The sequence below is a fragment of the Williamsia sp. D3 genome (genome assembly GCF_000506245.1).
Classification (GTDB): domain Bacteria; phylum Actinomycetota; class Actinomycetes; order Mycobacteriales; family Mycobacteriaceae; genus Williamsia; species Williamsia muralis.
Window position 1 is genome coordinate 352,376 of sequence record NZ_AYTE01000026.1, and the last position, 21,790, is coordinate 374,165.

Sequence of the window (21,790 nt, forward strand, 5' to 3'; positions counted from 1 at the left end):
ACATCGACGATCGTCCCAGCCCCGGGAGATCAGCGAGATGCACCATGGGCCGGATCGACGACGAACCCGCGGTTCACCTTCCGGTTCGGTCAGTCCGGCGCGCGGCGGCTGCGTCACGGCGACGCTGTGCCCGCTTCGCCAGCGCCTGCCAGACATAGTCGACCCCGGTGACAACGGTCGCCACCAGCGCGGCGGCCATCACGGCGATCGCCAGCCAGTGCAGCGGCCCGGGCAGCGGCAGGATGAACAGTCCGATTGCGATGGCCTGGAGCAGCGTCTTGAGCTTTCCGCCCCGGCTCGCCGGGATCACGCCATGTTGCAGCACCCAGAAACGGAGCACGGTAATGCCCAGTTCCCTGGCGAGGATGACGATGGTAACCCACCACGGGAGCTCACCGAGCACAGACAACCCGATCAGTGCCGAACCGATCAGCGCCTTGTCCGCGATCGGGTCGGCCAGCTTGCCGAAATCGGTGATCAGGCCCCGTTGACGGGCGATACGACCGTCGTAGTGATCGGTCACGGCGGCGAGGGCGAACACGCCCCACGCCATCGTCCGCCACCACGAGTTGTCGCCGTCGTCGATGAACAGAACTACGACGAATACGGGGACGAGCACGATGCGGAACATCGTCAGCACATTGGCGAGGTTCAGCACGGGCACATCAGTGCTGACCGGATCGGAGATCGGGTCGGGCTCCGGCTCGTTCACCTGCCGCCGTAAACGATCAGCCACGGGCTGCACCTGGTTCCGGTGATAAGAATTGCCCAATGCCCACGACCACAGGATAGGCGGAGGCCCCGCCACCCAGGGCCGTGGGTATCGGCCCGGTCCGGACGGCGGCCCACCGGCCCCGGTGTGCCCGCGTATTACTGTTCATCCATGGCACCTCACGACAGCTCGGCACACGAGCATGCCGCGACATCTGAACCGGCCGAGCTATCCGGTCACCACGATTCCCCCGTTTCGCGAGGCGACGTGAGCGTGCGCCGTGCCCGCACATCTGACGTACCCCGCATCAAGGAACTGATCGATCAGTACGCCGGACGAATTTTGCTCGAGAAGAATCTCGTGACCCTTTATGAGGCCGTCCAGGAGTTCTGGGTCGCCGAGATCGATGGCACGGTGGTCGGCTGCGGCGCACTCCACGTCTTGTGGGCAGACCTCGGTGAGGTCCGCACGGTCGCGGTCGACAAGTCCTACGCGGGGCGCGGTATCGGCCATCAGATCGTCAGCCGACTGATGGGCATGGCCCGGGAGTTGCAGCTTTCCCGGGTGTTCGTCCTCACCTTCGAGACCAGCTTCTTCGCCAAACACGGCTTCTCCGAGATCGCGGGCACACCGGTGACCGCCGAGGTGTACGAGGAGATGTGCCGTTCCTACGACGCCGGCGTCGCGGAGTTCCTGGACCTCAGTTACGTCAAACCCAACACACTCGGCAACACCCGAATGCTCGCCAACCTCTGAAAGGTCGAACAATGCCGCTGTTCAGCGTCGAATACACCTACCCCGTCGAGTTCGCCGACGGTCGCGACACCACTCGGCCCGACCACCGCGCCTGGCTGTCGAAGCTGAACAGCGAAGGTGTTGTGCGGATGGCCGGGCCGTACGCCGATGGAAGCGGCGCGCTGATCCTGCTCGACTGCGCCGACGAGCAGGCGGCCAAGGACATCTTGGCCGCCGACCCGTTCGCGGTTGCCGGCTACGTCGGTGAGGTCCGGATCAACAAGTGGGTCAGTGTTTTTGGTCCGTTTTCTGACTGACCGCCTGTTTGTCGGCGCGCCCCTCGTCGAATCGTGTCTTCGCCAGGCTGGCGATGGTGGTGATCACGAGGGTTCCGACGATCACGCCGAGCGATAGCGGGGTCGAGATCTCCGGCACCTTGATGTGTTCGCCGCCGTTGATGAACGACAGCGTGTTCTCGTGCAGAGCGTGCAACACCAGCTTGATGCCGATGAAGCCGAGGATGAACGACAGGCCGAACGACAGGTAAACCAGCTTGTCGAGCAATCCGCCGAGCAGGAAGTACAGCTGGCGTAGACCCATCAGCGCAAAGGCGTTGGCGGTGAAGACGATGTACGGCTCCTCCGTGAGGCCGTAGATGGCCGGGATCGAATCCAGGGCGAACAGGACGTCGGTGAACCCGATGACGATCAGGACCATGAGCATCGGGGTCGCGAGGCGCTTGCCGTTCTCCTTGGTGAACAGCTTGTCGCGGTCGTAGTTGTCGGTGGTTCGCAGCGCCTTCTTCACAAACCGCTGGATCCGGCTTTCTCGCTCCTCTTCGACCTCTTCCTCGTGTCCGGACTCACGCAGCAACTTCACCGCGGTGTAGATGAGGAATGCACCGAAGAGGTAGAAGACCCACGAGTAAGCATTGATCGCGGCCGCACCGACGGCGATGAAAGCACCGCGCATCACCAGGGCCATCACGATGCCCAGGAGCAGAACTTTCTGCTGGTATTCACGCGGCACGGCGAACTTCGCATGATGATGACAAAAACGAAGAGGTTGTCGACCGACAACGCCTTTTCCGTGATGAATCCGGCGTAGTACTCGGTGCCCGAGGTACCACCCCATTTCCACCACACGAAGCCACCGAAGATCAGGGCGATGGTGATGTAGACGGCCGACCAGAAGCCGGATTCTTTCAACGAGGGAGCGTGTGGGGTTCTCACGTGGGCGAAGAAGTCGAATATGAAGAGTCCCAGGATCACCAGACAGGTGATAATCCACACGAGTGGTGATACGTCCACGCAGCCTCCAGCAGCAGTTTCGGAAAAGTAAAGACCACTTTACCGAAGGATCGGACCGGCCACGGACGCGCGAATACCGTCGCGCGCCCCGCCCATCGCGGTGCAGATGTGGACCAGACCCGAGGCGTGATCGGCTACGTCTCTGATTCTCCTGCAGCAGAGGATGTTCCGGCGGTCACTGCGCAGATACGCTGCGACCCCCGTGACATCACCCGGTCAGACTTTTTCGCTGGTGAGACTTTGGCAACACACAACACGGCCACCGCCACGAAACGGGTAGGGCTAGTCGTCCGCGTCGTCCGACGTGTCACCGCCGCCGGTGATCGACGCGATCACCCCGGCCAGGTCTTCGGGTTTGACCAGTACATCGCGTGCCTTCGAACCCTCGGACGGCCCGACCACTCCCCTGGTCTCCATCAGATCCATCAGCCGTCCGGCCTTGGCGAATCCGACGCGCAGTTTGCGTTGCAGCATGGACGTCGAGCCGAACTGACTGGACACGACCAGTTCGATGGCCTGTAGCAGGTCGTCGAGATCGCCGCCGATATCGGAGTCGATGTCCTTCTTGTCCGAGACCTTTTGAGCCGTCACTCCCTCGGTGTAATCCGGTTCGCTCTGGTCCTTGGCGAAGTCGACGACGGCCTGGATCTCTTCGTCGGTGATGAACGCACCCTGCATACGGACGGGTTTGCTCGCGCCCATCGGGAGGAAGAGTCCGTCGCCCATACCGATCAACTTCTCGGCGCCCGGTTGATCCAGGATGACCCGGGAATCGGTGAGCGACGACGTGGCGAAGGCCAGCCGCGACGGGACGTTGGTCTTGATCAGACCGGTCACCACGTCGACGGACGGTCGCTGCGTGGCCAGCACGAGGTGGATACCTGCCGCACGCGCCTTCTGGGTGATCCGGACGATGGCGTCCTCCACATCACGCGGAGCGGTCATCATCAAATCGGCGAGCTCGTCCACGATGGCGAGGATGTACGGATACGGCTTGTAGACCCGCTCCGATCCCAGCGGTGTGGAGATCTCTCCCGAACGCACCTTGCTGTTGAAGTCGTCGATGTGACGAACGCGCGAGGACTTCATGTCCTGGTAGCGCTGCTCCATCTCCTCCACGAGCCACGCGAGTGCCGCGGCAGCCTTCTTCGGCTGCGTGATGATCGGGGTGATCAGGTGCGGGATGCCCTCGTAAGGGGTGAGCTCGACCATCTTGGGGTCGATGAGGATCATCCGTACCTCGTCGGGAGTGGCCCGGGTCAACAGTGAGACCAGCATCGAGTTGACGAAGCTCGACTTACCGGAACCGGTGGAACCGGCCACGAGCAAGTGCGGCATCTTCGCGAGGTTGGCGGTGACGAAATCACCTTCGATGTCTTTACCCAGACCGATGACCAGCGGGTGCTTGTCCTTGCGCGTCGAGCCGGCGGTCAGGACGTCAGCAAGCCGCACCATCTCGCGGTCGCTGTTGGGGACCTCGATCCCCACCGCGGACTTACCCGGGATGGGTGCCAGCAGCCGCACGTTGTCGGTTGCCGCAGCGTACGAGATGTTGCGTTGCAGGGCGGTGATCTTCTCCACCTTCACACCTGGTCCGAGTTCCACCTCGTACCGCGTGACCGTCGGCCCCCGAGTGAATCCCGTGACGGCCGCGTCGATCTTGAACTGCTCCAGGACCGCCGAGATGCGGTCGATCATCTCGTCGTTGGCCGCGCTGCCGAGCTTGGGCGGGTCACCCTCGATCAGCAGGCTGGCCGGCGGAAGGCGGTAGTCGCCTTCCACGGCCTTGTCCACGACCAGTGCATCGTGGCCGCTGCCGGAGTCGAGATCACGTTCGGGCTCGGGCTCGGGCCGCACCGGTTTCGGCGCGGGTTTGGGCACCGCGCGCTTGCGGACCGGCTGGGCGCCGACCGGCGGTGTGCTCAGTGCCTCGGTCACGGCAGCAGGCGTCGGCTCGTCTTCGATGATGGGTTCGGTCAGTGCCTCCCCCGCCGTCACCGCAGTGGACTGGCGTCGACGCGCCGGGCGTCGCAGAGTTTCGGTCGCCCGGGTCGCGTTGTCGTCGGGCGGGTAGTTGTCGTACGGATCGCCGAAGGCTGTGTCTGCGTATCCACCGTCTTCGTCGTTGTCCACGTCCTCGTCGTCCCAGTGGTCGTCGACACCGAGCCCGAGGTATGCGCGGGTTACGTCGACCAGTTCACGCACCGTGAGACCGGACAGGAGCAAGAGCCCGAAGGCCAGGCACAGCAGCAGGATCGGCACCGACAACCAGGCCGTCAGGCCGTCGGTCAGCGGACCACCTGCGGCCATTCCGAAGAATCCGCCGGCGTGCTGTCGCTCGGAGAATTCTGTGGGTGCACCGGCAAAGATGTGCCACAGCCCGACGATGGGCAACGCGATGAGCAGGCCTGCCCCGATGCGCCGAGCGCGACCCGCGGGATCGGGTCCATGACGCATCAAGATGAACCCGCCCACCAAGAGGACGATCGGGAGAAGTACCGCAGCCGACCCGATCAGCGCGCGAGTCGCCGAATCGACGAAGGCACCCACCGGGCCGCCCGCGCTGAACCACACCGACGCGACCACGACGATCGACAGCGCGATCATCACGAGCGCAACACCGTCGCGTCCCTGTGTGTGGGGGTGCTCAGGTCGCGGAGAGAACGATCCGTCCGCGTCCCCGCCCTCGTCCCATCCGTCGTCGGCTCCGTACACGCGCTCGTCGTAGTCGGGATCGCCACTGCGTGAGCCGGCGCGCGCCATCGCGCCGACACCCTTGGCGAGCAGACCCCACCCGGCGCCGACGCCGCTGCCAACGGACTTCACCACGGACTTGCGTGGGCGGGCCGAGGCACGGGATGTTGCGCCGGAACGCGTGGTGGAGGCGCGTTTCGTCCCAGCCGACGTGCGGGTGGACGGCCGGCTCGCAGCCTTCTTCGCCGGCGCTTTGCGGCTTCCGGCGCTCGCCGACGACCCCTTCTTGGGAGAGGCCTTTCGGGGTGCAGCCTTGGTGGCACCGGCCTTCTTGGCCGGGGCGGCGCCGGAGCGCGCGGGACTACGACCCGACGCACCGGAACGACGGGCGGTGGACTTGGTTGCCATGGCTGACAGCCTAGTCGGCAACTGTCACAGCTACCTCATCTGCAACACGCGTATCGGGCTATGTGTTGAAATCGAAACGCTAGAGTCCGCGTTTGGCCGATTTGACCGCAGCGACAGCATCGGCGTCGCCGGCGTATTCGACCAATGTCTCGTGACGCCCGAACGCGAACATGAGCAGTTCGAGGGGATCACCGGTCACCGTGACCTGCGGTCCCCGGCCGCCGGTGGCCACTCTCTGTCCGTCGGTGGTGATCATCTCGACGGTGGCGGGCGACTTTGCGATCGCGCGCTTCCCCATAGCCTTGAGCGGTACCCGAATCGCTTTCTCGGTGGCCGGGTCGAGGTCTCTCGGTTCCCATGGTCCGCCCGCACGCCGGACGTCCTCGTGGTGGACGAACATCTCGGTCACGTTGGCGAAGCGGTCCACCAGCTTGAGCGGCGAGTACAGCGGAGGACCCGCCGCGAACTTGGCGAGCATCGCGTCCCAGTCGTCGCGCGCGGCCTGGTCCTGGGCCGTTTGGGTCCGGCCCGCCAAGGCCGGGACGAGGATGCCTGGCATCGCGTCGAGCCGGTACTCGCGGATGATCATGTGAGCGGTCAGGTCTCGGGTGGTCCACCCTTCGCACAGCGTCGGGGCATCGGGGCCGACACTGCGCAGGGTGGACACCAGCGCGGCGCGTTCATCTCGGGCAATGGTCATGCACACACCCTATGAGGTGCGGCGTCGTCAGTCCGCCGAAGACTCGCTGACGGTCATCACGGTCGGCACGATCATGGGGCGCCGCCGGTACTTGTCGGCGACCCAGCGACCCACCACACGACGGATCGTCTGGGCAATCCGATGAGTGTCCGTGACGCGTTCGACCGCCATCTGTGCCAACGCCTGATCGACCAGGTCGCCCGCCTCTTTCAGCGCGGTCGGATCATCCGAGAATCCTCTTCCGGACACCTCGGCCGGATTGATCGCCCGGCCGGTGTCGGCGTCGATCACCACGGCGATCGCGATGAAGCCGCCCTCGCCGAGCACCAGACGTTCCGAGAGCGTCGACTCCCCCACGTCTCCCACCGAGAGTCCGTCGACGTAGACGTAGCCCACAGGGACACGGCCGGAGATCTGGGCGCGACCGTCGATCAGATCCACCACCACACCGTCCTCGGCGAGGACAACGGCCTCCGGCTTGACGCCGGTGGCAACAGCCAGTGCTGCGTTGGCGCGAAGATGCCGCCACTCACCGTGCACGGGCATCACATTGGAGGGCCGGACGGCGTTGTAGAGGTAGAGCAGCTCACCGGCCGATGCGTGACCCGACACGTGCACCTTGGCGCTCTGTTGGGTGACCACGGTCGCCCCCCGTCGCGCCAAGCCGTTGACCACCGCGAACACCGAGTTCTCGTTGCCCGGGATGAGCGAGGACGCCAAGACGACCAGGTCATCCGCGCGGATGTTGATCTGCCGATGCTCACCGCGAGCCATCCGTGACAGAGCCGACAGCGGTTCGCCCTGCGATCCGGTGGAGATCAGGACCAGCTTGTGGTCGGGAAGTGTTGCGGCCGTATCGAGATCGACCACGACGCCGTCGGGCACCCGCAGGTAGCCGAGTTCCTGGGCGATCTGCATGTTGCGAACCATCGAGCGTCCTACGAATGTCACCCGGCGTCCGTGCGTGTGGGCCACGTCGACGACCTGCTGGATGCGGTGCACATGGCTGGCGAACGAGGCGACGATCACGCGCTGACGGGCCTTGCCGATCACCTGGTCAAGCACGCCACCGATCTGGCGCTCCGGCGTGACGAACCCGGGTACCTCGGCGTTGGTCGAGTCGACGAGGAACAGGTCGACGCCCTCGTCGCCGAGGCGGCTGAACCCGGCGAGGTCGGTGAGCCTGCCGTCGAGCGGCAACTGGTCGAGCTTGATGTCACCGGTGTGCAGGACAACGCCTGCGCCGGTCCGGATCGCCACCGCGAGAGCATCGGGGATCGAGTGGTTGACCGCGAAATACTCGCATTCGAAAGGTCCGTGTGTGGTCTTCTCGCCCTCGACGACCTCGACCAGTTTCGGACGCTGGCGGTGTTCGCGGCACTTGGCAGCGAGCAGGGCGAGGGTGAACTTCGACCCGATGACCGGGATCTGCGGACGCAGTCGCAACAGGAACGGGACCGCACCGATGTGGTCCTCGTGGCCGTGCGTGAGGATGATCGCCTCGACGTCGTCGATGCGGTCTTCGATGTACCGGAAGTCCGGGAGGATCAGGTCGACACCGGGCTGGGCGTCCTCGGGGAAGAGCACACCGCAGTCGACGATGAGCAGACGACCGTCGTACTCGAATACGGTCATGTTCCTGCCGATTTCGCCGATGCCACCGAGGGCGACCACGCGCAGGCCGCCGGCGGGCAGCCGTCGCGGTGCACCGAGTTTTTCGGTCGGATCGACCTGCTTCGACTCGGCGTTCTTTTCTGCCGCGGCCTTGCGAGCTGCACCACCCCGGCGATCACGCGAGTTTCGTTTGGACCCAGACGAACTCGAGCCGGAGGAACCCGAGTTGCCCGACTTCGGTGCTCGGGCGGCAGCGGGCGCCGAGGTGCCGGATGCCGCGGCAGCGACGGGCTCTGGGGTGGTGACGGGTTCTTGGGCTTTGGCCACTGGGGGTTTCGACTCGTTTTTCTCTACGGGGGGTTCTGCCGGCGGTCCGGCCTTTCGAATGACTCGTCCCCGGCGACGGCCGGGCTCGTTTGTGGTCATGACAGCACCTTTGCTACGCGCAGATCGGCGATCAGGGCTTCGATCTGGGGGCCGGTGGCCGGCACCTGCGGCAGCCTCGGGTCTCCGACGTCGAGACCGAGGATGCGCAGCGCGGCCTTGACCATCGTGACGCCGCCGAGTCGGCCCATCGCATTGACGAGCGGGATCATCGACGCATTCAGTTCGCGGGCGCGAACCAGGTCGCCTTTGTTCACCGCGTCGAGCATGTCGCGCAGCCGATCGGGTACCAGGTGCCCGATGACGCTGACGTACCCCGCCGCGCCGATCGAGAGCCAGGGCAGGTTCAGCGCGTCTTCACCGGACAGGTACTGCAGCCCGGTGTCGGTCATCAGCGACGCCGCCGAGTTCAGATCGCCCTTGGCATCCTTGACAGCGACAATGTTCGGGTGGCGTGAGAGTTCGAGCAGTGTGCGGTGTTCGATCGGCACCACCGAGCGCGGCGGGATGTCGTAGAGCATCACCGGTAGGTCGGTGGCATCGGCGACCGCTGTGAAGTGTGCGAGCAGACCGGTCTGCGGAGGCCTCGAGTAGTACGGGGTCACCACGAGGAGGCCATGCGCGCCGAGCGCTGCGGCCTCTTTCGCGAACCAGACGCTCTCCCGCGTGTCGTAACTCCCGGCGCCCTGCACGATGCGGGCGCGGTCACCGACCGCGGCGAGCACGGTCTTGAGCAGATCGAGTTTCTCCGCGGGCGTCGTCGTCGGCGACTCGCCGGTGGTCCCGGAGACCACCAGCCCGTCACACCCGCCGTCCACGAGCTTCACGGCGAGTTCGCCGGCCCGGTCCAGGTCGAGCTTTCCATCGACGGTGAACGGGGTAACCATGGCAACACTGACAGTCCCGAAAGGGAAGCTCTGCGGTTGCGTCTCACCGGTGGTCATGGTGGCTAAGGTTACCGGAGGCCCTGCGCCGATCCCGCATCCGCGGCGCCGTCAGAGGTCGGCCGGTCCCGGCCCGACTCTCACCCCTCCAGGACGAACGGGGACGTCGCCACCTCCGACCCATCGGAGAGCCGCCCGATCTCGAAGTCCCCGAACACCGTTGGGGCGATGTCGAGCAGCTGACGCAGGCACTCGATGGCCAGCTGACGGATCTCCACGTCGGCGTGCTCGGTGGCCCGCATACCGATGAAGTGCCGCCAGGCGCGGTAGTTGCCGGTGACCACGATCTTGGTCTCCGTGGCGTTCGGCAGGACCGCACGTGCGGCCTGACGGGCCTGCTTACGCCGCAGGATGTTGTTGGGCACATCGGAGAACTTCTCTTCGAGTGCCGTCAGCAGTTCGGCGTAGGCCTCGCGGCTGGCATCGGTGGCCGAGACGAACAGGGCTTCGAGTTCGGCGTCGCCCCGGATCGCCGGAGGGCAGACGACATTCGAATCATGTTCGGGCACAAAGCGTTGCGACAGCTGCGAATAGGAGAAATGTCGGTGGCGGATCAGCTCGTGGGTGCACGACCGGGAGATCCCCGAGATGTAGAACGTGACCGTGGCGTGTTCGAGCAGTGACAGATGCCCGACTTCGAGGATGTGACGCAGATATCCGGCGTTGGTCGCGGTCCGCGGATTGGGCTTGTCCCAACTCTGGTAACAGGCGCGCCCGGCGAACTCGACGAGGGCTTCACCCCCGTCCGCATCTGTGGTCCACGGCACATCGGTCGGCGGGTCGAACGACGACTTCGCCACCAGTTGCACCTTCAATGGCACCAGTTCGGACACCGCATTCCTCTTTCTTCGTGTTGGAGCACCGATTGTCCCCTTCACCGCCCCGGACCCGATGGTCGGGCCGAGGACGGGTTCAGAGTTGAGCGTGAACGGCGGCGGTGAGAGGGGCTGCCAGATCGCCCCGCGAACCGACCTCGACCCTGCTGACGCCGAGCCACTGTGCCATGTCCAGCAGGTCCGCGGCCAACGCGGTGGCCACCTCCAACGGATCGGCCCGGCTCTCACAGAACGCACCGAGGACCAGCAACTGATCACCTGACCGGTCGGTCTTGAGGTCCACCCGGGCCACGAGCCGCTCGCTCATCAGATACGGGAAGACGTAATAGCCGTGCACGCGCTTGGCCTCGGGAACGTAGATCTCGATCCGGTAGTGGAAATCGAACAGCCGCTCGGTACGGGGCCTGAAGAACACCAACGAATCGAACGGGCTGAGCAGGGCCGTGCGTTCGACTTTTCGCGGTAGTCGCGCGGCGGGGTCGAGGAATGCCGGCTTCGCCCAGCCCTCGACCTCCACCTGCTGAACACGCCCGGCGGCGACGAGATCATCCAGTGCCTCGCGGGCCGCCTGCGGCTTGAGACGGTAGTAGTCGCGGATGTCGACCTCGGTGCCGACACCGAGCGCGGTCAACGAACCGGCGACCAATTCGCGGATCGCCTCGTCCCGGGGAACGGTGACCTCGGCGTTCTCCCCGACGATGTTCTCGGTGAGGTCGTAATACCTGGCGAAACCGCTGCGTCGCACCGCAGCCAGCTCACCCGCAGCGAACATCACCTCGCACAGGTACTTCACGTGGCTGCGGTCCCACCACGTGCCTTTGCGCGTCCGCTTCTCGTGGCCGAGATGATCTTCGAGCATCCCGCTCGTACAGGGCCCCAACTCGGCGACCGCTTCGCGGATCTGTGTGCGCATCGCGGCGGCTTGTGGGTCACCGACTGCTTCCTCGTAGCGCCCGTGCTGGAAATCGTCCATCCGCCAACGGAAGAGCGGCCAATGCTCGATGGGAATCAGTGCGGCTTCGTGCGCCCAGTACTCGGCCAAGAGCGCGGGACGACGGGCGGTGGGTTCCCACGCGGCCTGTTCGAGGAGACCGCGATCGTAGAAACCGAGCCGGCTGTACAGCGGCATGTAATGAGCCCGTACGGCCACGCTGACCGAGTCCATCTGAAACAGGCGGACTCGTTCCAGGACGCGCTGCAGGTGACGCCGGGTCACCGGACCCGTGGGCCGGCGGTCTGTGAAACCCTGTGCGGCGAGGGCGATTCTGCGGGCCTGCGTAGCCGACAGCGATTCGGCCCGGACTCGTCGAACGGTTGTCACGGTGACGCCGAGTACCGAAGGAATCGATAGCGGACACCGGTGGGCGATTCGAGCCAGCCTCCGTCCGATTCCAGCGACCATCGGCCGGGATCGAGTGCAGGCGCCCAGGTGTCGGCATCAGACACCTCGAGGTCGATCTCGGTGACATACGCCTCGTGGGCAGATTCCATTGCTGCGCCGTAGATCTCACCACCGCCCATGACAAAGACCGTGTCGTCGAGGTGGAGTCCGGCGTCGAGGGCGTCACGCACGTTCGCGTGGGTCTGCGCCCCGTCTGCGGACCATTGACCATTGCGGGTGACAACAAGATTGGCCCTACCCGGCAGAGGGCGGAATCGAGCCGGGAGCGAATCCCAGGTACGCCGCCCCATCACCACCGGGTGCCCACCGGTGATCTTCCGAAAGTACCGTTGGTCCTCGGGCAGATGCCACGGTATGTCGCCACCACGACCGATTGCCCCGTCGGCAGCCTGAGCCCAGATGAGTGCGATTGTCATCGGCGAACTAGACCGCCACCGGCGCCTTGATGCCCGGGTGGTAGCGGTAGTCCAGGACCTCGATATCGGAGTATTCGTAGTCGAAGATGGAGTCCCGCCGCGCCAGCGACAAGCGTGGGTAGGGATACGGGTCGCGCTGGAGTTGGGTGGTGACCTGCTCGACATGATTGTCGTAGATGTGGCAGTCGCCACCGGTCCAGACGAACTCGCCGACACCGAGGCCCGCCTGCTCGGCCATCATGTGGGTCAGCAGCGCATACGACGCGATGTTGAACGGCACCCCGAGAAACAGGTCAGCGCTGCGCTGATAGAGCTGGCACGAGAGTTTGCCGTCGGCGACATAGAACTGAAAGAACGCGTGGCAGGGAGGCAGAGCCATCTGCGGTATCTCGCCCACGTTCCACGCGGAGACGATGTTGCGCCGGGAGTCGGGGTCGCTGCGCAGCAGTTCGAGCGCGGCGGAGATCTGGTCGATGTGTTCGCCGGACGGGGTCGGCCAGCTGCGCCACTGCACGCCGTAAACCGGTCCGAGCTCGCCATCGGCATCGGCCCACTCGTCCCAGATGGTCACGCCGCGGTCCTGCAACCACCGCACGTTCGAATCGCCACGGAGGAACCACAGGAGCTCGTAGACGATCGACTTCAGGTGCACCCGCTTGGTGGTGATCAGGGGGAAACCCTCGGCGAGGTCGTATCGGAGCTGATGACCGAACAGGCTCCGGGTGCCGGTACCGGTGCGGTCGGCTTTGGGCGTTCCCGTGTCGAGCACAAGCCGAAGCAGGTCCTCGTACGGGGTTGGGATCTTGGCCGCGTCCGTCACGGGGTCAAGTCTAGGGTGCGTCGGACTCGGCAGCGTTTTCGCGTGTCGCCGCGGCGAACCATCCAGTCTTCGCACACCCTCGAGCAGGACGGTGGCTCAAGCGATTGTGGCCGCCAGCACTGCGCCCAGCTCGTAACACGCCTCCCGCGTGGACGGGTCGATTGCCGTGATCTCGAGCGGCGCGGCCGCAGGCTCGAGTTCCAACCCCGTGGCAAGGCGCTGAACGGAAGCCACCGCCCCCGCGGTGTCGTTGTTGCCATGCACCCACAAGCCGTACGGCTTACCGGTCACCGATCCGAGCACCGGGTAGTAGACGGTGTCGAAGAAGTGCTTCAGCGCGCCCGACATGTACCCGAAGTTGGCCGGGGTGCCGAACAGGAAGCCGTCGGCGGCCAGCACGTCGGGCACGGTGGCCGCAAGCGCCGCGACGGGCCGCACCCGCACACCGGAGATCTCCGGGTCGGCCGTGCCTTCGAGCACCTTCTCCAACAGCTCACGGGTCGGCGGCGAAGGCGTGTGGTGCACCACGAGCAATGTCCGCGCGTCAGCCATCAGCACGGCCGTCGGCGGTACTCGATTCCTTCTCTTGCGCGACAGCGCGTTTCATCATCTCGCGGGCACGTGAACGGTCACCGGCATAGTCATAGGCCCGGGCGATGCGGTAGGTGGCGCGCCAATCGCTGGGGTCTGCTTCCCATTCGGCCTTGACCTGCGCGAACAACTCGTCCGCCGCCTCGCGTTCGATTCGGCCGGACGGGCGCCTGGGCAACGCGGAGACGTCCAGCTCGGTGCCCTCTTCTGCCATTCGTCTGGCGAGCCGCTGATGGGCGAGCCCGGCCCGCAGTGTTGCGACCACCATCCAGACACCCAGCAACGGCAGGATGAGCACTCCGATTCCGAGACCGACTCCGACGGCCTCGCCACTGGTCAGCAGATCGACACCCCGAGTGCCCAGCAGCACGAAGTAGAAGCAGAGCACCAGAACCAGGGCCGCGATTGCGAGGACGATGGGCCGGGCATCTGCGCGCTTGTCACTCACCGGCGTTGCTCACAGGTCCATCAACTCGTCGAGACCCACGGTGAGGCCGGGCCGAGATGCTATCTGGCGGACGCCGAGCAGCACTCCGGGCGCAAACGATGTCCGGTCGATCGAGTCATGCCTGATGGTCAACGTCTCCCCCTGCGTCCCGAGGAGCACCTCCTGGTGGGCGACCAAGCCCGCCAGACGAACCGAGTGGACACGAACACCTTCGACGTCGGCCCCACGTGCGCCTTCGAGTTCGGTGCTGGTGGCATCCGGGCTGACCGGGACGCCCGCCGCCGCGCGGGCTTCGGCGATCAGTCGTGCGGTCCGGTACGCGGTCCCGGACGGGGCATCTGCCTTGTGCGGGTGATGTAGTTCGACGACCTCGACGGAGTCGAAGAAACGGGCAGCCTGTTGGGCGAACCGCATGCTCAGCACGGCGCCGATCGCGAAGTTGGGTGCGATGAGCACGCCGACGTCCGGCTTCTTCGCCAGCCAGCCGCGAACGGTGTCGAGCCGGTTGTCGTCGAAACCCGTTGTCCCGACCACGGCATGGATGCCGCTGTGAATCAGGAACTCGAGGTTGTCCATCACCACGTCGGGGTGGGTGAAATCGACCACCACCGACGTACCGGTCTCGACGAACCGCGTCAACGGGTCGTCCTTGTCGACGCCGGCGCTGAACCTCAGGTCCGAGGCGGCCTCGACCGCATCGACGATGGCCTGCCCGACTTTGCCGCCGGAACCGAGTACGCCGACATTGATCTGGTCATTCACCCGGCCGAGTCTAGTCAGTGAGCATCTGGTCAGTGGGCCCGACGGTTGCGCAGGCTGTTCACGTTGCCTTGATCAGCTCGGCACACTTCTCTCCCATGGCCATCACGGTGATGTTCGGGTTCACCGCGGGGAGCTTGGGCATTGCCGACGCGTCCACGACCCGCAACCGCTGGGTGCCGCGTACGCGCAACTGCGGATCGAGCACGGCCATCGGGTCGCCGTCGGGACCCATCCGCGCGGTGGCCGCCGGGTGATAGACCGTGTTGTGCGTCTTGTGGATGTAGTCGAGGAGATCGTCATCGGTGACGGCGTCGGGCCCCGGGGCCAACTCGCGCGCGATCCACTGCTTGAGCGGTGATTGCTCGGCAATGGTGCGTGCGAGCTTCACACCGGCCAGCATAACGCGGTCGTCGTGGCCGTCCGGATCGGTGAAGTACCGCGGGTCCACCTTCGCGCGGTCACGGAAGTCGCGACTGCGCAGCCGCACGGTTCCGCGCGAAAGACCCTGTGTGACATTGGGAGTCAGACAGAAACCGTTGTCGGTGGTCGGATAACCCCACCGAAGGGTGTTCATGTCGAACGGCACACTCCCGTAGTGCATCATCAGGTCCGGCAGCACAAGATCCGGCTCGGTGGTGGCGAACAATCCGATCTCCCACCACTGGCTCGACCTGGTGACCATCGGGCGCGAGGATTCCCAGAACACCAGTCCCTCGACATGATCGTCGAGGTTTGCACCCACACCGGGCGCGTCGACGCGAACCTCGATGCCCATCTCCCGTAGGTGCTCTGCCGGACCGATCCCCGAGAGCATGAGCAGTTTCGGGGTGTCGATGGCCCCGGCGGTCACGATCACCTCGCGCGTCGCGGACACCACGTCGTATCCGGTCAGGTCCGGCCGCTGGTAGCGCACCCCGACGGCGGCGGTGCCTTCGAAGACCACCTCACTGACGAAACACCCGGTGCGCACCTCGAGGTTCGGCCGCGATCCCAGAATGGGATGCAGATAGGCGTGCGAGGTACTCATCCTGGTGCCGTCTTCGTCGGCGTTGATCTGGAACCACCCGGCGCCGTTCAGCACGGTCTCACCGCGGTTGAATCCCACGGTGGGCAGGCCGATCTGAGCGGCCGCCTCGAGAACGGCGGCGCCACAAGGGTCACCCGGTGGCACGTCCCTCAACCGGACCGGGCCGTCGTGTCCGTGTGTGCCCTCGGCATCGTTTCGTTCGAGCTTGCGCACCAGAGGCCAGATCGAATCGGGACCCCATCCCGTCAGCCCCGACGCCTCCCACTCCGCCAACCCCTCGGCCGGCGGCCAGAACGCGATACAGGAATTGTGGGAGGAGCATCCGCCCAACACCTTTGCGCGGGCATGTCGCAGGAACGAGTTGCCGATCTCTTGCGGTTCGACCGGGTAGTCCCAGTCATAGCCCGAGTCGAGCAGGTGCATCCACGCCGCGAGTTCCAGGATGTCCTTGTTGTCGACATCGGTGGGCCCGGCCTCCACCAGGCACACCGTCACCGACGGATCCTCACTCAGCCGGGCCGCGAGCACACATCCCGCTGTGCCTCCCCCGGCGATCACGTAGTCGAACTGCTGCTGCGGCAAGAGGATTCACTCCTTGGTGGACGATGCGTGAGACCGGAGCACCCCGATGTGATGACGTCCTTTGAGTCCGTACCACAGCAACCCGGCGGCCAGGATGATGCCGATGTACACGAACGCGCCCCAGGTGTTGTACCAAGGGGTGCCGTAGACGGCTTCCCGCGGCCAGGCGAGGTTCAGCGCCATCGCGGCCCCCCAGACGACGGCAACGATGTTGACGAACATCCCCCACCGTCCCATGGTGAAGTAACCGTCCTCCTTGAGGTCCTTCGGCGGCCACTGCCCCTGCAGACGCTTCTTGAGCAACGGAGCGGTCACCATGAGGTACGCGAGATAGATCATGATGATGGCGATCGAGGTCAGGACCGTGAAGATCTTCGGCTGGTTGATGTTGATGACCAGGATCAGCACGGCCAACACGCCGATCACGATGGCCGGCACCACCGGTGTCTGGGTCTTGGGATGAACGCGGGCGAGGGCATTGCCGAACGGCAAAGCATTGTCGCGCGCCATCGCGAACGTGAGTCGGATCGCCGCAGTGTGCACCGCAAGCGAACACACGATGACCGCGATCACGATGCACACCAGGAAGATGTCGCCGAGCGGTCCCCACATCACCGCCTCAACGATGCCCTGCAAGCTGCCTGATTGCTCGCCGAGCGCCGGATCGTCGAGGTCGGGCGCGGCCATGACCGCGAACACGAGGATGGCGCCGCCGATGACAAAGGACGCCAGGATCGCCCGGAAGATGGCCTTGGGCGCCGTGCGCCGCGGCTCCATCGTCTCCTCGCCGAGTGAGCTGGCCGTGTCGAATCCGTACATCACATATCCCGAGGCAAGCGAGGCGATCAAGAACGCACCGAGGTAGCCACCGCTCTCTCCCGTGCCGTAGCCGTTCGTGGAGAAGAACACATCAGGGCCACGTTCGATGTTGGCCGCCAGGATGATCGCGATCAGGACAGCCGCGATGAGTTCGATGAACACACCCGCGCTGTTGATCATCGCCATCAGCTTCACGCCGAGCGCATTGATGACCGTGGTGATGATGATCAGTATCGTGCCGAGGATGACTGCGTTGCCCGCGTAGTCGTACTCTCCGGGTGCCATCACCGATGATCTGGAAGCCACTCCACAGACGGGGCAGGTTGAGTTGCAGTGCGAGTACCACGGCCGCGAGCGTGACGATCGACGCCGTGAGCATCAGCCAGCCCGATGACCATCCGACGATCCTGCTGCCCAACAGTTTTGACCAGTTGTAGACCGAGCCCGCGACAGGGTACTTCGCGGCCAGTTCCATGAAACACAGAGCAACAGCCATCTGCCCGATGAACACCAGCGGCCAGGACCACAGGTACGCCGGACCGGCGGTACCGAAACCGAAGTAGAACAACTGGAAGGTGCCGGTCAGGATCGAGATGTAGGACACGCCGGCCGCGAAACTGGCGAACTTGCCGATACTGCGATCGAGGCTGGGCTTGTAACCGAAATGCTCCATCCCGGTGTCGGCGGACGAAGATGTGGATCCGGGCGGGGGCGCGCCCCCGGGTTGCGTTGTGGTCATTGGGCCGTAACCTTTCGAAGGACGCCTCGCCTAGCCGGAAAACCATCCCGCGGCGGGCGCCGCGGTGTTGTTCCAAATATGTTTGAGCTCTTGGTATTCCGACAGCCCTGTCGGTCCGAGTTCGCGTCCGTTACCGGATCGCCCGAAACCACCCCATTCCGCGGCCGGGGTGTAGTAGCCGAAATCGTTGACCCACACGGTGCCGTGACGCAGCCCCCGGGCCATGCGCTCGGCCTTGGCGGCATCGAAGGTGCGGACACCTGCAGCGAGACCGTACTCCGTGTCGTTGCCGAGTTCGAGCGCCTCGGCCTCGGAGCTGAATCGCTCGACGGTGAGGATCGGACCGAACGTCTCCTCCCGGATGAGCCGCATGCTCCGATCGCAGTGGTCGAAGATGGTCGGCAGGAAGAAGAACCCGGACGCGAGTTCCTCGTCATCGGGCTGTCGTCCGCCGGCGACGAGGGCGGCTCCCTCCTCGACACCCACCCGGACGAACTCCTGCATCTTGCGCAGCTGCGCTTCGGACACCAGGGGGCCGGTTCTGCTCGCCGGGTCGAGGCCCGGACCCATCACGATCTGCTCGGCCGCGGTGACCAGCGCGTCGACGAAGTCATCGGCCACCGACTCTTCGATGATCAATCGGGTTCCGGCCGAGCACACCTGGCCGGAATGAAGGAATACACCTGTGAGCACCTGGTCCACCGAATTGGCGAACGCCTGGTCGTCCGCAAGCGCATCGGCGAAAACGATGTGCGGGTTCTTCCCGCCCAGTTCGACGAGAACCCTGGTGACGTGCTTGGCCGCCACCTCGGAGATCTTCTGACCGGTGGCGAGTCCACCGGTGAACGAGATGAGATCGACGTCGGGGTTGTCGGTGAGCGCCCCGCCGACCGCAGCGCCGCTCCCCTGGACCAGGTTCACCACCCCGTCCGGGACACCTGCCTCCGACATCAGCTTTGCGAACTCGATGGTCGAAAGGGGGGTCACCTCACTGGGTTTGAGCACCATGGTGCAACCTGCAGCCAGCGCCGGAGCCACCTTCCACGAGATCTGCAGCAGCGGGTAGTTCCACGGGGCGATCATGACGCAGACACCTGCGGGCTCGGCCACCACCCGCGAGATCACCTCCGGGTTGCCGACATCGACGACCCGGTCGGCCTGGGTGCGTGCCAGATTCGCGTAGTACCGGAACACCGAGATCACATCGTCGATGTCGATGTGGCTCTCTGCCAGGGTCTTCCCCGTGTCGAGGGTCTCGACACGGGCCAGCTGCTCGCGGTCGCGGCCGAGGAGGTCCGCGATGCTGTCGAGAGCAGCGGCACGCTCGGCGACAGCGGTGGCGGACCATACCGGGAAGGCGGCGCGGGCCGCGTCGACGGCAGCACGAGCATCATCGGCACTCGCCTCGTCGACCGTCGCCACCACCGAACCGTCTGCGGGATTGATGCAATCGCGTCGCTCGCCCGAGGACGAGGCGACCCACTTGCCTCCGATCAACAGATCTGCCACGCGGTCGGACTCCTCTCGCCCTGGGCCGATCTCGCGCGGCCGGGTGTGTCGTGGAACAACTATGACGCCGGATCGACCTCCGCACGTACCCAATCATGAAACTCGCCGATGTGGTGCTCGGCGGGAACCAGTACGCCGCCGCGGCGGTAGGCACGAGAGGACATGCCCGGCTGAGTGCGCTCACACGCGGCGAAGTCCTGGAGGTTGACCCGATGGAACAACTCGACCGACTTATCCAGGTCCGCACCTGAATCCACCACTTCTCGCCGATAGAGCCAGTCGCATTCGACAACCGTGGCGTCGACCGCCACCGGGTACATCCGGTGCACGATCACATGGTCGGGGACCAGGTTGATGAACACCTGCGGCCGTACCGTGATCGCGTAGTACCGGCGATCCTGCGCATCCGACAACGCCGGCAACGTCGCGTGGCCGGGTGAACCGTCGACGGTGAATCCTTCGACATCCTCGCCGAACAGTGCGCCGTGGCCCACGTAGTACTGGGCCGCCAGACCGTCGGCGAACTCCGGCAGCACCTCGGTCAACTCCGGGTGGATGGTGGCGCAGTGATAGCACTCCATGAAGTTCTCGATGATGAGCTTCCAGTTCGCGGCGACCTCGTACCGCTCACGTCGGCCCAGTACCAACTGATCGACCTCGTATCGCTCGATCGACTCCGTGCTCCCGAGCCTGTCCGTCACGGCGCCGACGACCTCGTCGGCAAACGACGGCGGGGTGTCGGCCAGACAGACCCACAGGTAGCCGAGCCACTCGGTGGCGGCGACGGGGATCAGACCGTAAGCGGCCCGGTCGATGTCGCCGAGATCGGCCAGGTTGGGTGCGGCGACGAGTTTTCCGTCCAGCCCGTAGGTCCAGGCGTGATACGGGCATTGCAGGTTGCGCCGCACCTGCCCCTCGGGCTGGTCACAGATGAGTGCACCGCGGTGGCGGCAACTGTTGAGGAACGCACGTAACGTCCCGTCGCGACCCCGGACGATCAACACGCTCTCTCGGCCGATGACAACTGTGCGGAACGCACCGGCAGTGGGCACATCGGCGGCAAGCACGGCACAGAACCACATCTGCTCGAAGATCCGTTCCTGTTCGGCCGCGAAGAAGCCCGGATCGGTGTACGCCTCGCCTGCCAGCGTGGGAATCAACGCCGGTTCCGAAGGCGCAGAATCGGGGCTGGAGGCATCCCGCCCGGACGCCGGCGGATCCGCCGGCTCGGTGACGGTCATGCGCTTGCCAGTCTGGCCGGATCGAACAGGGCGATGGGATGGTCGGTGGTGCCATGCTCGACCAGATCGGCGAGTATCTCCCCGACCACTGGCACGAACTTGAACCCGTGGCCCGAGAATCCGCAGGCGACCGAGACGTTGGTGTGCAGCGGGTGGCGGGCGATGACAAAATTCTCGTCCGGAGTCGTCGAGTACATGCATGTGGCCGTGTCCAGAACCGGACCGCTCAACCCTGGAAGCAGCTGCGAGACCCGGTCCAGCATGTCCCTGCGCTCCTCCGGGTGAACTTCCCGGTCGATCGTGTCCGGTGTGCATTCGGTTCCCTTGCGAAAGAACGCCACCTTGGCTCCGCCTGCAGGACCGTCGATCGGCGGGAACCCGTAGATCTGCTCGACGTTGTTGTTCTCCTGGATGTAGATCGGGCCGCCTTCCGTCGACGGTGACCCCGGCGAGTGATCGATCCAGTACATCACCTGTCGCTCGATCTTGATCCGAATCCCGATGTCGGACAGTATTTTCGGCGCCCAGGCGCCCGGGCACACAACGAGCTGCGAGGCCTGATATGTACCGGCCGCGGTGTGCACGGTCACCCCGTTGACGTCATCGGTCCACGACAGCGCCGGTTCTCCGAAGTGGAGGTCGGCACCCGCCTGCTCTGCCAGCCCGATGTGGGCCCGGACGGTGAACTCCGGTCGTGCGAAACCCGCCATACGCTCATAGAGTGCGTACTGTCCCGCGGGCGGCTCAAAGGCCGGAAAGCGTTGATGCACCTCACGATCGGTCAGCACCTCGTGGTCCAGACCCCACTGCTCCGATGCCCGCAGTGAACCGGAGAAGGTCGTCGAGTCGGGTGGGCCGATGAACAGACCACCGGTGATCGAGTAGACGTCGACACCGCTGTTCTGCTTGAGCTCCTCCCACAGCTCGTACGACCGCAGCAGCAGTGGCACATACGCGGGGTCTTCGAAATACGACTGCCGGATGATCCTCGATCCGCCATGGCTGGACCCCTTGTCGTGCGCAGGCGCGAACCGCTCGAGCCCGAGGACCCGCATACCTCGCGCGCCAGGTGATAGCGGCCGATGAGCCCATCCCAC

At 65.2% G+C, this 21,790-nt stretch carries 17 protein-coding genes and 3 pseudogenes; 2 read left to right on the plus strand and 18 right to left on the minus strand.

Annotation, left to right across the window (positions count from 1 at the left end; all coding sequences use genetic code 11):
* Window positions 1-73 precede the first annotated feature (73 nt).
* Window positions 74-736, minus strand: coding sequence for a CDP-diacylglycerol--glycerol-3-phosphate 3-phosphatidyltransferase (pgsA, locus tag W823_RS46690; RefSeq protein WP_031332612.1), 663 nt, complete (start codon window positions 734-736; stop codon window positions 74-76).
* Window positions 737-883: 147 nt separating this feature from the next.
* Between pgsA and W823_RS46695 the strand changes: the two genes are divergently transcribed.
* Window positions 884-1,468: an amino-acid N-acetyltransferase gene (locus W823_RS46695; RefSeq protein WP_023959694.1), complete on the plus strand. Its 585-nt coding sequence runs from the start codon at window positions 884-886 to the stop codon at window positions 1,466-1,468.
* Between the two features lie 11 nt (window positions 1,469-1,479).
* Entirely contained in the window at window positions 1,480-1,764 is a 285-nt protein-coding gene (locus W823_RS46700; protein WP_023959696.1) for a YciI family protein, read from the plus strand.
* On the opposite strand, the pseudogene W823_RS46705 reads toward W823_RS46700, so the two are convergent.
* The 17 genes and pseudogenes from W823_RS46705 to solA form a co-directional block, all read right to left on the minus strand.
* Window positions 1,736-2,757, minus strand: a pseudogene (locus tag W823_RS46705) (TerC family protein). The gene W823_RS46700 and the pseudogene W823_RS46705 sit on opposite strands and share 29 nt — an antisense overlap.
* A 282-nt stretch (window positions 2,758-3,039) precedes the next feature.
* Window positions 3,040-5,859, minus strand: a complete 2,820-nt coding sequence (locus W823_RS46710) for a DNA translocase FtsK (protein ID WP_023959698.1) — start codon at window positions 5,857-5,859, stop codon at window positions 3,040-3,042.
* 79 nt (window positions 5,860-5,938) lie between these two features.
* Window positions 5,939-6,559, minus strand: coding sequence for a TIGR03085 family metal-binding protein (locus tag W823_RS46715; RefSeq protein WP_023959700.1), 621 nt, complete (start codon window positions 6,557-6,559; stop codon window positions 5,939-5,941).
* A 27-nt stretch (window positions 6,560-6,586) separates the two neighbouring features.
* Complete coding sequence (locus W823_RS46720) at window positions 6,587-8,599, minus strand: ribonuclease J (RefSeq protein WP_023959702.1); 2,013 nt, start codon at window positions 8,597-8,599, stop codon at window positions 6,587-6,589.
* Window positions 8,596-9,501: a 4-hydroxy-tetrahydrodipicolinate synthase gene (gene dapA / locus W823_RS46725; protein WP_023959704.1), complete on the minus strand. Its 906-nt coding sequence runs from the start codon at window positions 9,499-9,501 to the stop codon at window positions 8,596-8,598. The genes W823_RS46720 and dapA overlap by 4 nt, the downstream gene beginning before the upstream one ends.
* A gap of 80 nt (window positions 9,502-9,581) precedes the next feature.
* Window positions 9,582-10,334 carry an FAD-dependent thymidylate synthase gene (thyX, locus tag W823_RS46730; protein ID WP_023959706.1) on the minus strand — a complete coding sequence of 251 codons (753 nt, stop codon included), beginning with the start codon at window positions 10,332-10,334 and terminating at the stop codon, window positions 9,582-9,584.
* 79 nt (window positions 10,335-10,413) lie between these two features.
* On the minus strand, window positions 10,414-11,658 hold the full coding sequence (locus W823_RS46735) for a winged helix-turn-helix domain-containing protein (RefSeq protein ID WP_023959708.1): 1,245 nt from the start codon (window positions 11,656-11,658) through the stop codon (window positions 10,414-10,416).
* A complete protein-coding gene (locus tag W823_RS46740; RefSeq protein ID WP_023959710.1) occupies window positions 11,655-12,155 on the minus strand; it encodes a dihydrofolate reductase in 501 nt (166 codons plus the stop codon). The genes W823_RS46735 and W823_RS46740 overlap by 4 nt, the downstream gene beginning before the upstream one ends.
* 7 nt (window positions 12,156-12,162) lie before the next feature.
* Entirely contained in the window at window positions 12,163-12,975 is an 813-nt protein-coding gene (locus W823_RS46745) for a thymidylate synthase (protein ID WP_023959712.1), read from the minus strand.
* Window positions 12,976-13,071: 96 nt separating this feature from the next.
* On the minus strand, window positions 13,072-13,527 hold the full coding sequence (locus W823_RS46750; protein WP_031332615.1) for a flavodoxin family protein: 456 nt from the start codon (window positions 13,525-13,527) through the stop codon (window positions 13,072-13,074).
* Window positions 13,520-14,014: a hypothetical protein gene (locus W823_RS46755; protein ID WP_023959716.1), complete on the minus strand. Its 495-nt coding sequence runs from the start codon at window positions 14,012-14,014 to the stop codon at window positions 13,520-13,522. Before W823_RS46755 ends, W823_RS46750 begins: the two co-directional genes overlap by 8 nt.
* 9 nt (window positions 14,015-14,023) lie before the next feature.
* Window positions 14,024-14,776, minus strand: coding sequence for a 4-hydroxy-tetrahydrodipicolinate reductase (gene dapB / locus W823_RS46760; protein ID WP_023959718.1), 753 nt, complete (start codon window positions 14,774-14,776; stop codon window positions 14,024-14,026).
* 58 nt (window positions 14,777-14,834) lie between these two features.
* A complete protein-coding gene (locus W823_RS46765; RefSeq protein ID WP_023959720.1) occupies window positions 14,835-16,385 on the minus strand; it encodes a GMC family oxidoreductase in 1,551 nt (516 codons plus the stop codon).
* A gap of 6 nt (window positions 16,386-16,391) precedes the next feature.
* Window positions 16,392-17,877 (minus strand): annotated as a pseudogene (locus W823_RS46770) (APC family permease).
* 96 nt (window positions 17,878-17,973) lie between these two features.
* Window positions 17,974-19,452, minus strand: a complete 1,479-nt coding sequence (locus W823_RS46775; RefSeq protein ID WP_023959722.1) for an aldehyde dehydrogenase family protein — start codon at window positions 19,450-19,452, stop codon at window positions 17,974-17,976.
* 59 nt (window positions 19,453-19,511) lie between these two features.
* The gene (locus W823_RS46780) at window positions 19,512-20,693 is read right to left on the minus strand and encodes an aromatic ring-hydroxylating dioxygenase subunit alpha (protein ID WP_023959724.1); all 1,182 of its coding nucleotides are present in this window, start codon (window positions 20,691-20,693) and stop codon (window positions 19,512-19,514) included.
* Window positions 20,690-21,785 (minus strand): annotated as a pseudogene (solA, locus tag W823_RS46785) (N-methyl-L-tryptophan oxidase). Before solA ends, W823_RS46780 begins: the two are co-directional and overlap by 4 nt.
* Window positions 21,786-21,790: the final 5 nt, after the last annotated feature.